The organism is Desulfobaculum xiamenense (assembly GCF_011927665.1).
GTDB lineage: Bacteria > Desulfobacterota > Desulfovibrionia > Desulfovibrionales > Desulfovibrionaceae > Desulfobaculum > Desulfobaculum xiamenense.
The window spans coordinates 568586-582821 of sequence record NZ_JAATJA010000001.1 but is presented as its reverse complement, the minus strand read 5'-3'; the positions used below and the strand labels follow the sequence as shown (position 1 = coordinate 582821).

Here is a 14236-nt window from a genome sequence, read left to right as displayed (position 1 = left end):
ATGGTGGAGTAGGGCATGGCGAAGATAGATTCCGGAGCGATAGCGGCGATCAAGGCGCGGCTCGACATCGTCGAGCTGGTCCGCAGGTATGTGGACCTCAAACGCGCTGGCGGCCGTTTTATGGCTCCCTGCCCCTTCCATCAGGAAACCAAACCCTCGTTCACCGTTCATCCGGATGGCTACTACTATTGTTTTGGATGCCGAGCCTCCGGAGATGTGATAGATTTCTACTGCCAGATCAACGGGCTGGATTTTCGCGAGGGACTCGCGCAATTGGCCGATGAACTCGGCATCCAGCTGGAGAACGCGCGCCCGGACCCGGTGATGGACGAGCGGCGCAAGCTGCGGGGCGACAGCATCAAGATGCACGCCCTCGCCGAGCAGTTCTACCGTGCGAGCCTTGACGCCCCGTCCGGGAGCATCGCCCGCGAGTACATCGCCAAGCGCGGACTCTCGCCCGAGGTTGTGAACGCTTTCGGCCTCGGCTACAGCCCGGACGACTGGCACGCGCTGGAAACCGCCCTGCGTAGCCGCGGATTCTCCCCGGAGAACGCCGCTGCGGCGGGGCTGCTCATTCGCAACGAGCGAGGCAACATCTACGACCGCTTCCGCGGGCGGCTGATGTTCCCCATCAACAACCTTTCGGGACAGGTCATCGCCTTTGGCGCGCGGACGCTCACCGGTGACGATCCCAAGTACCTGAACAGCGGAGAATCTCCCATCTACACGAAGGGAGAGCATCTTTACGGACTGTTTCAGGCGCGCCGGACCATCGCGCACGAGAAGACCGCGCTTCTGACCGAGGGATACATCGACGTTCTCTCGCTGCATCAGTTCGGCTTCACGAATGCCTGCGGCGTGCTCGGAACGGCGCTCACCACCGAGCAGGTGCGCCGGATTGGCGGATTCTGTTCGGACCTGCGGCTGGTCTTCGACGGCGACAGGGCGGGACGCAAGGCCGCCATGCGCTCGTGCGAGATGATCCTCGGCCAGGGGCTGAAATGTCGCGTGGTCATCCTCCCCGATGGCGAGGACGTGGACAGCCTACTCCAGACGCACGGAGCCGAAGCTTTTCGCGAGCTTCTGGACAACGCCGAAGATGGACTTAAGTATTGTTTGCGCACCGTCGGGCACGCCTCGACGCGCGAAATGGTGGACTGGGTGCACACGTTTTTGGGCACCTTGCAGAATCCAGAATGGAAGTCCGCCATCATTTCCGAAGTGGCCCTGAATATAGGGCTGAACGAGCAGGATTTGCGGAGCAGACTGAAGGCGGACGCCCGGCAGACGGCCGGACCAGCGCCCGAGGTCGGCTCCGGTGCGATTGTGGGCACGCGCCGCACGTCGCCGCTCTCACGGGGCGAGAAGCTTGACCGCCAGCTCATGCGGTTTGCCGTACGCAACACCCGCTATGTGCGGGAGCTTGAAGCCAGAGGCATGGGGGAAGCTCTCTCGACTCCGTTCGCGCGTGGACTGTGGGACAAGATGGCCGCACAGCCCGATATCGATGTCTTTCCGTTGCTTACCGAGCCGGAAAAGAGGTATTGGGTTGAATGCCGTCTCAAGACCCACGAAAGCGACGAGCAGGTGGAGCGGGAATGGTGCGAGGTGTGCGAACATCTCGAACGCGTGCGGCTCAATTGCCAGAAGCGGTTCACCATCGACGCCCTGCGAAGGGCCCAGATGAACGGCGACCAGACGGAAGTGGAGCGGCTTTTGAGGCTGCAGCAGGAGATCTTAGGGAGGCTAGATGAGCAACATTAAGGAAATCCAGCAGATCAAGGCTCTGATCGCAGAGGGCAGAAAAAAGGGATTCCTGACTTTCGACGAGGTCAGCAAGGCCCTGCCCGCGGAGATCAACAAGCCTGATCAGATCGAAGAAGTCATCGGCATCTTCGAGCAGATGGACATTGCCATCGTCGATAACGAGAGGGAAGGCGACGAGCTGAGCATGCAGGTCGTCGAGGAGTCCGAAGAGACGTGCGACGATGGCGGGCTGGAGCTGACCGATACCGAAGACAGCGCGGACTACGCCTCTCGCAGCACCGATCCCGTGCGCATGTACCTGCGCGAGATGGGTGCCGTTTCCCTGCTTGACCGCGATGGCGAAGTCGTCATCGCCAAGAAGATCGAAGAGGGCGAGCTGGATGTGCTCTACGCCCTTGTCGAGGTGCCTGTCGCCATCGAGGAGCTTATCTCCGTTGGCGAAAGCCTCGAAGACGGACGCATCAAGCTGAAGGACGTCGTCAAGACCATCGAGGAAGACGATCCCAGCGAGGACGAGATGAACCAGCGCCAGCGGGTCATCTTCCTGCTCGATGAGATCGGCAAGATATACAAGAAGAAAAGGAAGATCTACGAGAAGCAGGATCAGTGCGCCACGCTCGACAAGCGCGTAGCGGGTATCCAAAACGAAATTCTCGCCTACAAGGAAGAGATCGTCACCAGGCTTCGCGACATCAAGCTCGAAAAGACCCTGATCGACGGCATCATCGAGACCGTGGGCGACTACGTGCGGCAGATGCACAACTGCCAGCGCGACCTTTCCGCGTACCTGCTTTCCACCGGCAAGCCCACTCAGGAAATCCGCGAGCTGTTCGAGAAACTCGACGCCCGCGAGATCAATCCCATGGTCGTCGCCGGCGAACTGGGGCTGACCGTCGAGGAGATGTTCTCCTTCAAGGAAATCATTTCCGGCAAGATCGAAATCTTGAAGCGCCTCGAACTGAAGTGTTGCCATCAGGTGGGCGACCTCGAAGAGGTGCTGTGGCGCATCAAGCACGGCAACAATTCCGCCTCCCGCGCCAAGCAGGAGCTTATCCGCGCCAACCTGCGGCTGGTTGTGTCCATCGCCAAGAAGTACACCAACCGCGGTCTGCAGTTCCTCGACCTTATCCAGGAAGGCAACATCGGCCTCATGAAGGCCGTGGATAAGTTCGAGTACCAGCGCGGCTACAAGTTCTCGACCTACGCGACGTGGTGGATTCGGCAGGCCATTACCCGCGCCATAGCGGATCAGGCCCGTACCATCCGCATCCCCGTGCACATGATCGAGACCATCAACAAGCTCATCAGGACGTCCCGCTACCTCGTGCAGGAACTCGGCCGTGACCCCACGCCCGAGGAAATCGCCGAGCGCATGGACTACCCCATCGACAAGGTCAAGAAGGTCCTCAAGATCGCCAAGGAACCCATTTCCCTCGAAACCCCCATCGGTGACGAGGAAGATTCGAGCTTGGGTGATTTTATCGAGGACAAGAAGGCCGCCGCTCCCGCCGAGGAAGTGGTCAACACCAAGCTCAGCGAGCAGATCGCGAGTGTGCTGTCCGACCTCACCCCCCGCGAGGAGCAGGTACTGCGCAAGCGCTTCGGCATTGGCGAGAAGAGCGACCACACCCTTGAGGAAGTTGGCAAGCTCTTCAACGTCACCCGTGAGCGAATCCGGCAGATCGAGGCCAAGGCGCTGCGCAAGCTACGCCACCCCGTCCGCAGCGCCCAGCTCCGTTCCTACTACGAGAGCTAGACCCGCGAACGCATTCCGGTCCAAAGACGGCCCGCATGGCATCAGCCATGCGGGCCGTCTTCTTTCTGTGGCAGATTCGGTGGAGTGGGGCGGGTGAACGGACCTATTTCATCTTCCGGGGAGTCGGTCCCGATCCGCCGCGTAGTGCCGCTTCTTGTCGTGTATGTGTGCAGGGCTTTGACTCCGCACTCGGGGCGGGATAGACACCCCGCTCATGAATACGTTCCTCTCCCACAAATCCATCATTACCGATTCGTTCCATGCCATTGCGCGCCATTGTGCCCTGTGCCTGTTACTGGCGCTCGTCCTGTGCGTTGATATGGCGGGAGCCGCCACGTTCACGGCTCGCGTCCGTTGGATTCCAGACGGCGATACCATCCGCCTCGCCGACGGACGCTGGGTGCGTCTGGTGGGCATCGATACGCCGGAAACCGGAAAGGACGGCGATCCAGACCAGACGGGTGCGGCCGATGCCCGCGCCATGCTCCGTTCGCTCATCGGTAGGGACAGCGTCACCATCAACACCGTGCAACCACACAAGGACAGGCACGGTCGCCTGCTCGGCACCGTCCGGCTTCGGGACGGCCGGGTGTGCAACGAGGAACTGCTGCGCGTCGGACTGGCCTTTCACTACTGGTTTTCCGGACAGCCGGATTCCATGGTCAAGCGCTACACGGCGCTCCAGAGCGCTGCCATTGCCGGGGAACGAGGCTTCTGGCCAAAGGTACTCGACACGCGTCACGCAAAGCGCAAATGGATAGGCAACGCCCACTCGCGCCGCGCCTTTCCGAAAGGCTCCTCGGCGGCCAAGGATATCCGCCGCAAAAATCAGGTCGAGTTCGACAACCTGCGCGAGGCGCTCGAACAGGGCTACAGTCCGGCGCGGAAGTATTCGCCCTTTGCCCAGTGAGGGACAAAGCTGCATGGCTTTCGCGAAGTGAGGGAAATCCGAACAGACGCGGGAATGGCAACAGGCTCGAAATGGCCGCCATTCCCGCGTTTTTTTGCGTCGAGCCATCGCTTTGGGCTTGAAAACACAATATGTTGAAATACTTGTCTTGTTACAATTATGAAAATCGAATAGTTTCATAATTGGCAAAAAGAGTGTTTTTAGTTTGACGGTGTTGGGTGAAAGCCGTATTCTGGTCAGCCCAATGTGAGATATAAGGGAAGGGGCGCTATCGGTCTTCGCAAGGGGACGTGGCGGTCGGCACCAATCCGGTCGCGAATCGACGCGAAGACCAGCCCGTGCTCATGGACACATGCAAAGAGGACACGCACGCATGAATCGCGCACCAATAGCCAAGGAAAATGATGCCTGCGCAATTATCGCCTTCGTTGATAAGCGCGGCCATTCCTCACACGCAAATATCGTCAAGACCATCGAAGCCCTCAAGAAAATGGCGCACCGTTCAGGTGACATCAACGACGAGGGCGACGGCTGCGGCATAATGACGGACATCCCGCGCGAAGTGTGGGCCGCTCGCCTTGAGAAGGCTGGCCTGTCGCGCCATCTTGCCGAAAGCCGTGGATTTTTCGTTGGGCATTTCCTGCTGCCCCACGCCATCAGGAGCGACGCGGACACCATCATGTCCGGCATTCGGGCCACCTTTGCGGCCAAGGGCATTGAGCTGCTGCACGAGGTGGTGGGTGCCACGCGCGACGAGGAGCTTGGCCCCATGGCCCATGCCGAGGCTCCGCTGTTCTGGCAGGTGGCGGGTATGATCTCCGAGGCCGACCTCGCACGGGGGCCGGAACTGCTTTTCGGCATCCAGATGGAGCTGGAGGTCGTATTCCCGGACATGCACATCGCCTCCCTGTCCGGCGACAGCGTCGTGTACAAGGTGCGCGGCGTTCCGGATCTGCTGGCGCGGGTGTACCCCGAATTGCAGAACCCCGACACCCGCTCCGTGATGACCCTTGGCCACAGCCGCTATTCCACCAACACCCTGCCCACGGTGGAGCGTTCGCAACCGTTCTCCCTGCTTGGGCACAACGGCGAGATCAACACCATCGAGCGCCTGCGCAGCACCGGCCGCACACTCGGCATCGAGCCTGTCCCCGGCGGCAGCGATTCGCAGGATCTCAACCGCATTCTCGAAGGTCTGATCAACCTCTACGGGTTTGATCCCATGGAAGCCTTCGCCATGGTCTTTCCGGCGGTCCATTCCGAGGTCGCCCGCTATCACAAGGATTTGCAGGACGTCTATTCCTTCTACCGCTGGTTCTTCCCCCCGTCGGCACAGGGACCGGCCGCCGTCATCGCCCGCCATGGTCATGTGGTGATGGGCAGCGTCGATGCGCTGGGCCTGCGCCCGCTGTGGTTCGGCGAATCGGATTACGATTTCTTCCTGTCCTCGGAAAAGGGCGTGGTGGACATCGAATTCAACGCCACGGACCCCAAGCCGCTGGCCCCCGGCGAAAAGATCGCCATCATTTCCGGGCAGGGCCGAAGGGGCGTCGTCCTTGACTGCTCCACCTTCCAGCGTCGTCTTGTCACGCTTATGAAGTCCCGCAAGAAGGCGCTCGGTTCCATCCATTCGCTGTATCAGGAAATCCCGCCCCAGAAGGACGCGGTCCCGGCGCTTGCGGATTTCCTTGGCCAGTCCGCCGCATCCGGCCTTTCCGAGGACGAATTGGTGCGGCAGAACGCTCTGGCGGCCCTTGGCTGGCAGAAGTACGACGTGGATATGCGTCACAAGGTCGCCACGACCGGGCGCGCCGTCATCGGGTCCATGGGGCACATGGGACCGCTGGCTTGCCTCAATGAGCAGGCGTTGCCGGGCATCTCCGAATTCTTCAAGGAAAACGTGGCGGTGGTCACCAATCCGGCCATCGACCGCGAGCGCGAGGCTGACCACTTTTCCACGCGGGTCATCCTCGGTGACAGGCCGGACGCCTGGGGCGAGAAATCCCCCTCCGCCGTTGGCCTCATTCTCAAGTCGCCCATCCTGCTTGGCGGGTGCCTTGGCAATGCCGTTCCGCACGCGAACATGGCGGAGATAGCCGCGTCCTTCGGCACGCAGACGCTTGAGGAAGTTCTGTCGTTCTTCACCGCCCAGCGGCGCGACACGGCCCGTGTGCGCGTGCTGGACGCGACCTTCGCCCCGGCGGATGAATCCCTTGCGGCCCGCATGGCCATTCTGTGCGATGAGGCCTGCGAGGCCGTGCGCAACGGGGCCGTGCTGCTGCTTGTGGACGATTCGGCGACCTTTACCGACAGCCGTGTATTCATCGATCCCGGCCTTGCCGTGGCCAGCCTTGGCGCTGCACTCAATGCCGCCGGTCTGCGCCGCGAGTGCTCCATCATCGTGCGTTCGGCAGCCATCCGCAATCTGCACGATCTCATGTTCCTCATGGGCCTTGGCGCGGATGCGCTCAATCCGTACCTCATCTGGCGCATGGCGCGCGAGCATGCCACAGAGTCCCGTCCTGCGGAGGAGGTCATCCGCGTGACCATGGACGTGCTGCAAAAGGGCATGGAGAAGGTGATGTCCACCATGGGCATCCATGAAATCTGCGGCTACGGACGCATTTTCGCCTCCATCGGCCTTGCGGATGATCTGGCCGCCGCGTTCGGCTGCCCCAACTTCTGCGCCAGCCAGGAGCAGGGCCTGTCCTTCGCGCGGCTCCAGCGCATGGCCATCCGTCGCCTTGAGCGCTTCGCAGAGAATGAAGACGCCCAGCTCTGGCGTGATCCGCAGCGCAACGCCAAGGTGGGGCGCGTTCTGCGCGCCGCCGCCGAAGGCCGCACCGGATACCGCGAGATGGCCCGCAGTCTCGAAGAGATCGAGGCCGAAGCGCCGGTGGCTCTGCGCCACCTCTTGAGCTTCCGTAAGGTGGAGAAGGGCGCGTCCCTCGCCATGAGCGATGTGGACATCACCTGCGGCAACCACTCCATGCCGCTGGTCATCCCGGCCATGTCCTTTGGGTCGCAGGGCGAGAACTCGTTTCGCACCTACGCCGAAACCGCGCGCGAACTGAACATCGTGTGCATGAACGGAGAGGGCGGCGAGATTCCCGACATGCTCGGCCGCTACCGGCACAATCGCGGTCAGCAGATTGCGTCCGGCCGGTTCGGCGTGCACATGGACTTCCTCAATTCCGCAGACTTCCTCGAAATCAAGGTCGGTCAGGGCGCAAAGCCCGGCGAGGGCGGACACCTGCCCGGTCAGAAGGTTACCGAGATGGTGGCCGGGGCGCGGCATTGCAAGCCCGGCATCGCGCTCATCTCGCCCTCGAACCATCATGACATCTACTCCATCGAGGACCTTGCCCAGATCATCGCCGAACTGAAGACCGCCAATCCCGAGGCGCGCATCAGCGTCAAGATTCCGGTCACCAGCGGCGTCGGCACCATTGCCGTGGGTGTGGCCAAGGCCGGAGCGGACATTGTGAACATCTCCGGCTTCGATGGCGGCACCGGCGCTGCGCGCGAGCACGCCAAGAAGTACGTGGGCCTGCCTGCGGAAATCGGCGTGTCGTTGGCGCATCGGGCGCTCATCGAGTCCGGCCTGCGCGATGGCGTGGAACTGTGGTGCGACGGCGGCATGCGCTCCGGCGCGGACGTGCTCAAGATGATCATGCTTGGCGCGAACCGCGTGGGGCTTGGCACCGTGAGTCTCATGGGCCTTGGCTGCATTAGCTGCCAGCGCTGCCACCTGGACCTCTGCCCCCGTGGCATATCCACGCAATTGCGCACCAAGGAGCAGGCTGCGGAGCGCGGCGTGAAGGGATTCCACCCTGTGCAGGTGGCCGAGGAAACCGGCAACCTCGTCCGGCTTCTCGGCTACATCGGTGAGGAGATGCGCAGCATCCTCGCCCGGCTCGGCGTGCGTAGGCTTGCCGATGTTGTTGGCCGCACGGACCTGCTGGAACAGATCCGCATGCGGGAGGACATCTCCCTTCGCGAACTGCTCGACGCGCAACTGGCCGACACTCCGGCCCCCATCGCCGCGAGCGTGCGTACCACGCGCAAGCCTTTGGACTATCTGACCCGACTCATTTCCGACATGGCGATGACCTCCTTCAGGAAGAACGAGACCAGAAACGTGCGCTACACAGACGAAGGCGTGCGCAGCGTGGACAGGGCCGTGGGCACCTTCCTCGCCGGAGCCATGAGCCGTGAATTCGGCCCCGCCTCCGATCGCAAGGCCTTCCTGCGGCTCGACGCCTCTGTCCCTGGCAACGGCCTGTGTGCCTTCAACGTCCCCGGCATCGAATGCATCGTGGGCGGCGGAGCGCAGGACGGCACGGCCAAGGGCTGCTTCGGCGGCACGCTCGGCGTGTTCAAGGGCGCGAACTGGCAGGGCAAGCGCATCGACGGGTCCACGGGCAAGAGCTTCGCCTACGGAGCCATCGGCGGCACGCTCATGATCCAGAACTACGCTGACTCCCGCGCCTGCGTGCGCATGTCCGGAGCGGATGCCATCTTCGGCGCCCGCATCACCGAGCCCGTGAATGACGATCTCGGTAATCTGGCCACGCGCGCACATCTCAAGGGCTTTGCCTTCGAGTACATGACCGGCGGCCGCGCCGTCGTACTGGGCGACCCCGGTCCGTGGATGTGCGCTGGCATGACCGGCGGCGTCATCTATCAGTGCCTGTATCCGGAATACGGCTTTACGCGGGCATCGCTGAACCGCCGCCTCGCGACCGGCGCGGACGTGGAGATTCACCCCGTGGACGAGGAGGGGCTTGCCGACGTGAAGTGCCTGCTCACCCGATATGTCGAGGAACTGCGGCGCAGCTTCCAGAACGACGAAGCCGAGGCCGTGCTCGGCCTACTTCGCGAGGCGGGCGACCGTTTCGTCGCAATCGCACCTGCCCACAAGCATCCGCCAAAGGCAGAATAACCCCGGCCTGGCGGCTTCGCATAGACACACCTTCCGTGCTTGTAGGGAGGGAGGCTCCGGTTCGCCGGAGCCTCTTCTTTTGGAAGGCGCGGAAAGCTGGGTGAGCGGTTTAGCCGATGTGGGCCGTGAAATTTCCATTCCTTGTGGCCTATGCGTGGACGGTGGAGAAGGGCAACGCAGGGATGCGCTCGCAACAAAAAGTGTCGTGTGGCGATACATTGCCCGCATCCACTCAGAATTTTTCATCGAACCGTTTTTTTTGGTGAAAGAAAGTATTGACCTGATCCGTAGTTCGTATATAAAAGGGCATTCGTTTGACAGAACGCAGGCGGATGTTGGTACATGGCGTGCCAAGACGCGGTGTTCGTGCCAGGGTGGTTGATAAATGGCATACAACCGTCGCGGCACATGTTATTCCCTTTTTTTCCTTTTGGAGTTATTTCCTTGTCTAAGAACATTTATGTCGGCAACCTGGCCTGGGGCGCTTCTGACGAAGACCTTCATTCTCTCTTTTCCGAGTTCGGTGAAGTGATTTCCGCACGTGTCGTCATGGACCGTGAGACTGGTCGCTCCCGTGGCTTCGGATTTGTCGAAATGGATGACGAAGGCGCTCTTCAGGCCATTGAGGCCCTGAACGGCAACAACTACATGGGCCGTGACCTTCGTGTCAACGAAGCCCAGCCCCGTGAGCGCCGCCCCCGCTACTAGCGGAGACAATGGCACCACGAAGCCCGCCGCAAGGCGGGCTTTTTTGTAAGCTTTCATTGGTGACGCCGCGAGCGTGGCGTCACCAATGTTGGGCTTCTTTTGTTTTATGAAGCCTATCCGCCTTGCGGACAGGCCGAGATGGTTTGTGCTGTCCGCTTCGCCATCGAAAAGCTCTTGCTTCTTCCCCTGTTCAAAGAACCCGCCTAGGCGATCTCGCCCACCTTCGCTGCCGGTCCTTCAATGTTTTTCGCCTCGTTTCAATGAGATCTACGTGAACGTCGTGAGTTGGTACGACGCGTTATTGTCCTTCAGCGCGTGTGCCTTTTCAATGACGCATACTCGATGACATCCATCCGGCAGGGCATCCAAAAGTATCCGGCCGTCCATGGTTTCCACCGAATCCGAGGCATGCCATGTCCCCTCATGGGGGCGTTGATTCCAGTTGGCATTCGGACCTCGTGGCCTCCTTCCCCCGCACGATTTCGTGCATCCGCCCACCGAATCTGCTATCATCCCGATTTCCGGTAATATTTTCCTGATTGCTCGCTCACCGCGAGGCGCTGCAAAAATGATGAGCAATATCAAAGTGTAGAGTTTCTCATGGGATTTTCGTGAAAAAGTCATGAAGAATAAGCGGGGTGGTCATGCGGCGTCGGATCCCTTTTGTTGCCCTGTTCGCCTGTCTCAACCTTTTCCTGAACCTGTGGATTCCACCGGTCATCGCGGCGGAATATCCAGTTCTTTCCAGTCACTACATCTCCGCTCCCCCAGTCGTTGACGGCCAACTCGACGATGTGTGCTGGCACGAGGCTCACTGGTCCGACATCTTCGTCGATCTCGTCCACGGAACCCCCGCATGGCTCGATTCGCGCTGCGCCATGGAGTGGGACGAGCGCGCGCTCTACATCGCCTTCCGTTTCGAGGAACCGAATGTGACGGCGAACCTGACAGAGCGCGACGCACCCATATATATGGATGATGACGCGGAGGTTTTCATCGCCGGTCCCGATGCATATTACGAGCTGGAAATCAACGCCTTCGGCACCGTCTACGAAGTGCTGTGGATATGGGACGACGCCTTCGACCCGCAGGGTGCGCACGCCGGGGCGGAATTCTCGGGGCGCACCATGCGGCTGGCCGGAATCGGAAGCCACCGACATCCACGGGGGATGCGCACGGGCTTTCTGGATTGGGATTTGCCGGGGCTCGTGACGGCCGTACGGATTCAGGGAACCGTGAACGACGATACTGACGTCGACGAAGGCTGGACGGTGGAGGTGGCCATCCCGTGGACGGGATTGCGCCGTATTCTTCCGGATGCCCCCATGTCGCCGCAGCCGGGGTGGACCTTCCGTGCCGACTGCTCGCGGTTCAGGCATCGCGACAGTGCAGGGCGACGCATCGACCCGCCGAACGGCTGGGCGCTTGGGCCGCATGGGCAGTTCGATTCGCACATGCCGGAGAAATTCGCCCGCGTGATCTGCGCGCCCTGAATGCAGACACGGCGCGTCAGCGTTCCGCGATACGCTCGCGCAAAAGCTCGATTCGTCGCCGATTCACGCCAAAATCCCAGTATCCCAAGCGGGAAGCGCTGCGGATATGGACGCGCCCTTCGGATTCCACGTACAGGCATTCGAGATCGTCTCTGAATCCGAAGATTCTGCTGCTGAACACCGCGTGAAGATACGCGCCATCCACGGAAACGATATCGACGCCGGGCATGGATTCGATCACCGCTTTTAGTCGATTCATTACGGACACCGTGTTTCCGCTCATCCGCAAGGGCGCGATGCCGTGGCGGTCATCCGCCAGCGACGACACACAGTTGGGGCTGCCGGGGCATGGAGCAAGTCGTTCGCGCAGGGCGTCAGCGCCACCGGAACAGCCGGAGCAGGCCGCAAGGGCGAGCGTTCCGGCAAGGGCCGTCATAAGCATGCGTCTGATCATCATGCGTCCATTGTAAAGGAAAAGACCACGCGCAGGAAGTTCGGCATGCAGCGAACGCCTCATGATGTCCCTCGCGCGCGGGCCGGAGTCGGGCCGTTCCATCTAGTGGTCAGCACCTTGAGCCACAGGGGCGGGAGTACGGTGGTTACGATGATGACGAAGATCAGCGCGGCGTGGGTTTCGGGCGGAAAAAGCCCGGTCCGATGCCCGACCTCGGCGAAAACGAGGCCCACCTCGGCACGCGGAACCATCGAAATGCCGATGAGCCGCTTCTCGCGAATGGAGAAGCCCCCGGCGAGAAAACCGGCCGCGTACTTGCCGATGATTCCCGCACCAAGCAGGAGCAGGGCGGGAAGCCAGAATCCCGAATCGCCCCAGTCGATGGCGCGCATGTCCACGGAAAGCCCGACCGTGACGAAGAAGATGGGCGTAAGAAGCTGCATGATGGGCCGGATGCGATCATGCAGAAGTTCGATGAAGACCTTGTCCGTGCGGACCGTGCGGCCGAAGAAGAAAGTCGTGTCCTGCGAAAGCACGCATCCCGCCGCGAAGGCCCCGAGGATTTCCGGCACGCCGAACCTGCGGCAGAGGGCGGCGAAGAGGAGCAGGCTGGCCACATGGATTGCCGGAAGCAGCCCCGGCACCTTGCGCCGCTGGCGCAGGATCATGACGAGGTGCGACACGTGCCCCGCCGCAAGCGGTACGAGGGCCAGAAGAAGCGCCACGGAGCCGGTGATGGTCAGTATGCGCATCCCGTCCACACTTCCCGTCACGGCGAAGTCGTACAGAAAGGCGAGCAGGACGACGCCGATCACATCGTCCACGATGGCCGCGCCGACGATGACGCGGGCATAGTCGTGCGAGCCGTGGCCTATGTCCTCAAGCACGCGCACCGTCACACCGATGCTTGTGGCGGCCATTGTGCCACCAGCGAAAAGCGCGACAGGAGCGGGCACGCCGAGCAGGCCGGAAAGTCCCCAATAGACGAGAAACAGGGGCAGCATGGCCCCGGCAAAGGCCACCGCCACGGCGCTACGTCCGGCGCGGACCAGCTTGCCAATGTCGGATTCGAGACCGATGCGGAAAATGAACAGCATGATGCCGAGTTCCGCGAGAAATGAAATGATCTCGTTGACGTGGACGATGTCGAGCAGGCTCGGACCAAGCAGGATGCCCGCGAGCATCTCGCCGAGTACAGACGGCATGCCGAATCGCGAGGCTATTTCCCCGAACAGACGGGCTGCAACGATGATGAAGAAGAGCGTGACATAGATGGATGTGTAATCCATTGCAGGCACCCCATGCCGAGATCCGGCGGTTTGGAGGATGCTACACCGTCCGGTTGCGAAGGGAAAGGGCAGGGGTTCCAAAGGGATGCGATTGTGGAAAGAGGACGTGCCGCGCCGGGATGGGCGGGGCGTGGGCACGCGTTCACCATGCGCAGGGCCGAGGGAGGCGCGATGGGCCAAAAGCGGGCGCAATACAGACAAAGCAACGTTTCCCGGGCGGGTTACGGTTGACGAAAACCAGCCGAGGCCTTATCAGGATTCGTTGCAGCCTGTTCATTTACGTAGCTGCATGATACAAGCTCCATACGTCCGCCCCGGGGTGTCCCGATGGTGGCGATGATTGCCAACACTTCACTAGGAGGCCAAATGTTTTTCGCTGACGTAGCCTACGCCATGGGCGCCGGTGCGCAGGGCGCAGAGGGCGCGGCCAATCCCATCATGGGAATGATGCCCCTCATCCTGATGTTCGTCATCTTCTACTTCCTTCTCATTCGCCCGCAGCAGAAGAAGGCCAAGCAGCACAAGGAAATGCTCGCCGCCCTCAAGAAGGGCGACTGGGTTCTCACCGGCGGCGGTTTCTACGGCCGTATCGTTGAGATTCGGGAAGACGAGCTCGTTGTCGAACTCGGCGACGAGAACGAAGTCATCATGAATCGCGCCTTCGTTTCCAGCGTTCTGGAGAATGCCCCCAAGAGCTTCTCCGGCGCCAAGAACGACAAGAAGAAAAAGTAACGGAGACGCGGCCATTGTCCGCCTCCATGCATGTAAGGCAAGCGAGACGCCGAGCTGGCTGTTCAGTTCGGTCAACCGCTTGCCTTTGCTATTGATAAGACGTATTTATTTAAGGCTTTTCACTGGCAGTTGGCGCGTCGGATTCCCGTGCGCGCCGTGTTTTGTCTGGACCCCGAGGAGAA

The 14236-nt window shown here is 61.2% G+C and carries 9 protein-coding genes; 7 read left to right on the top strand and 2 right to left on the bottom strand.

All coding sequences use genetic code 11. The features are described 5' to 3' along the window. Positions 1-15 precede the first annotated feature (15 nt). The 6 genes from dnaG to GGQ74_RS02600 all read left to right on the top strand — a co-directional run bounded on the left by dnaG (position 16) and on the right by GGQ74_RS02600 (position 11579). The gene (gene dnaG, locus GGQ74_RS02625; RefSeq protein WP_167939977.1) at positions 16-1764 is read left to right on the top strand and encodes a DNA primase; all 1749 of its coding nucleotides are present in this window, start codon (positions 16-18) and stop codon (positions 1762-1764) included. Next, positions 1751-3523: an RNA polymerase sigma factor RpoD gene (gene rpoD / locus GGQ74_RS02620; RefSeq protein WP_167939976.1), complete on the top strand. Its 1773-nt coding sequence runs from the start codon at positions 1751-1753 to the stop codon at positions 3521-3523. Before dnaG ends, rpoD begins: the two co-directional genes overlap by 14 nt. Positions 3524-3737: 214 nt before the next feature. After that, positions 3738-4433 carry a thermonuclease family protein gene (locus tag GGQ74_RS02615; RefSeq protein WP_167939975.1) on the top strand — a complete coding sequence of 232 codons (696 nt, stop codon included), beginning with the start codon at positions 3738-3740 and terminating at the stop codon, positions 4431-4433. A 373-nt stretch (positions 4434-4806) separates the two neighbouring features. Beyond that, entirely contained in the window at positions 4807-9378 is a 4572-nt protein-coding gene (locus tag GGQ74_RS02610; protein WP_167939974.1) for a glutamate synthase-related protein, read from the top strand. Between the two features lie 444 nt (positions 9379-9822). Continuing rightward, the gene (locus tag GGQ74_RS02605) at positions 9823-10086 is read left to right on the top strand and encodes an RNA recognition motif domain-containing protein (RefSeq protein ID WP_167939973.1); all 264 of its coding nucleotides are present in this window, start codon (positions 9823-9825) and stop codon (positions 10084-10086) included. Positions 10087-10730: 644 nt separating this feature from the next. After that, the gene (locus GGQ74_RS02600) at positions 10731-11579 is read left to right on the top strand and encodes a carbohydrate-binding family 9-like protein (RefSeq protein WP_167939972.1); all 849 of its coding nucleotides are present in this window, start codon (positions 10731-10733) and stop codon (positions 11577-11579) included. Positions 11580-11595: 16 nt separating this feature from the next. Here the strand turns inward: GGQ74_RS02600 and GGQ74_RS02595 are convergent, their stop codons facing one another. Then, the gene (locus tag GGQ74_RS02595) at positions 11596-12033 is read right to left on the bottom strand and encodes a DUF1499 domain-containing protein (protein ID WP_209280056.1); all 438 of its coding nucleotides are present in this window, start codon (positions 12031-12033) and stop codon (positions 11596-11598) included. A gap of 59 nt (positions 12034-12092) precedes the next feature. Continuing rightward, on the bottom strand, positions 12093-13322 hold the full coding sequence (locus GGQ74_RS02590; RefSeq protein ID WP_167939971.1) for a cation:proton antiporter: 1230 nt from the start codon (positions 13320-13322) through the stop codon (positions 12093-12095). A 366-nt stretch (positions 13323-13688) separates the two neighbouring features. Here GGQ74_RS02590 and yajC point away from each other — a divergent pair, with 366 nt between their 5' ends. Further along, positions 13689-14054, top strand: a complete 366-nt coding sequence (gene yajC / locus GGQ74_RS02585; protein WP_167939970.1) for a preprotein translocase subunit YajC — start codon at positions 13689-13691, stop codon at positions 14052-14054. Positions 14055-14236: the final 182 nt, after the last annotated feature.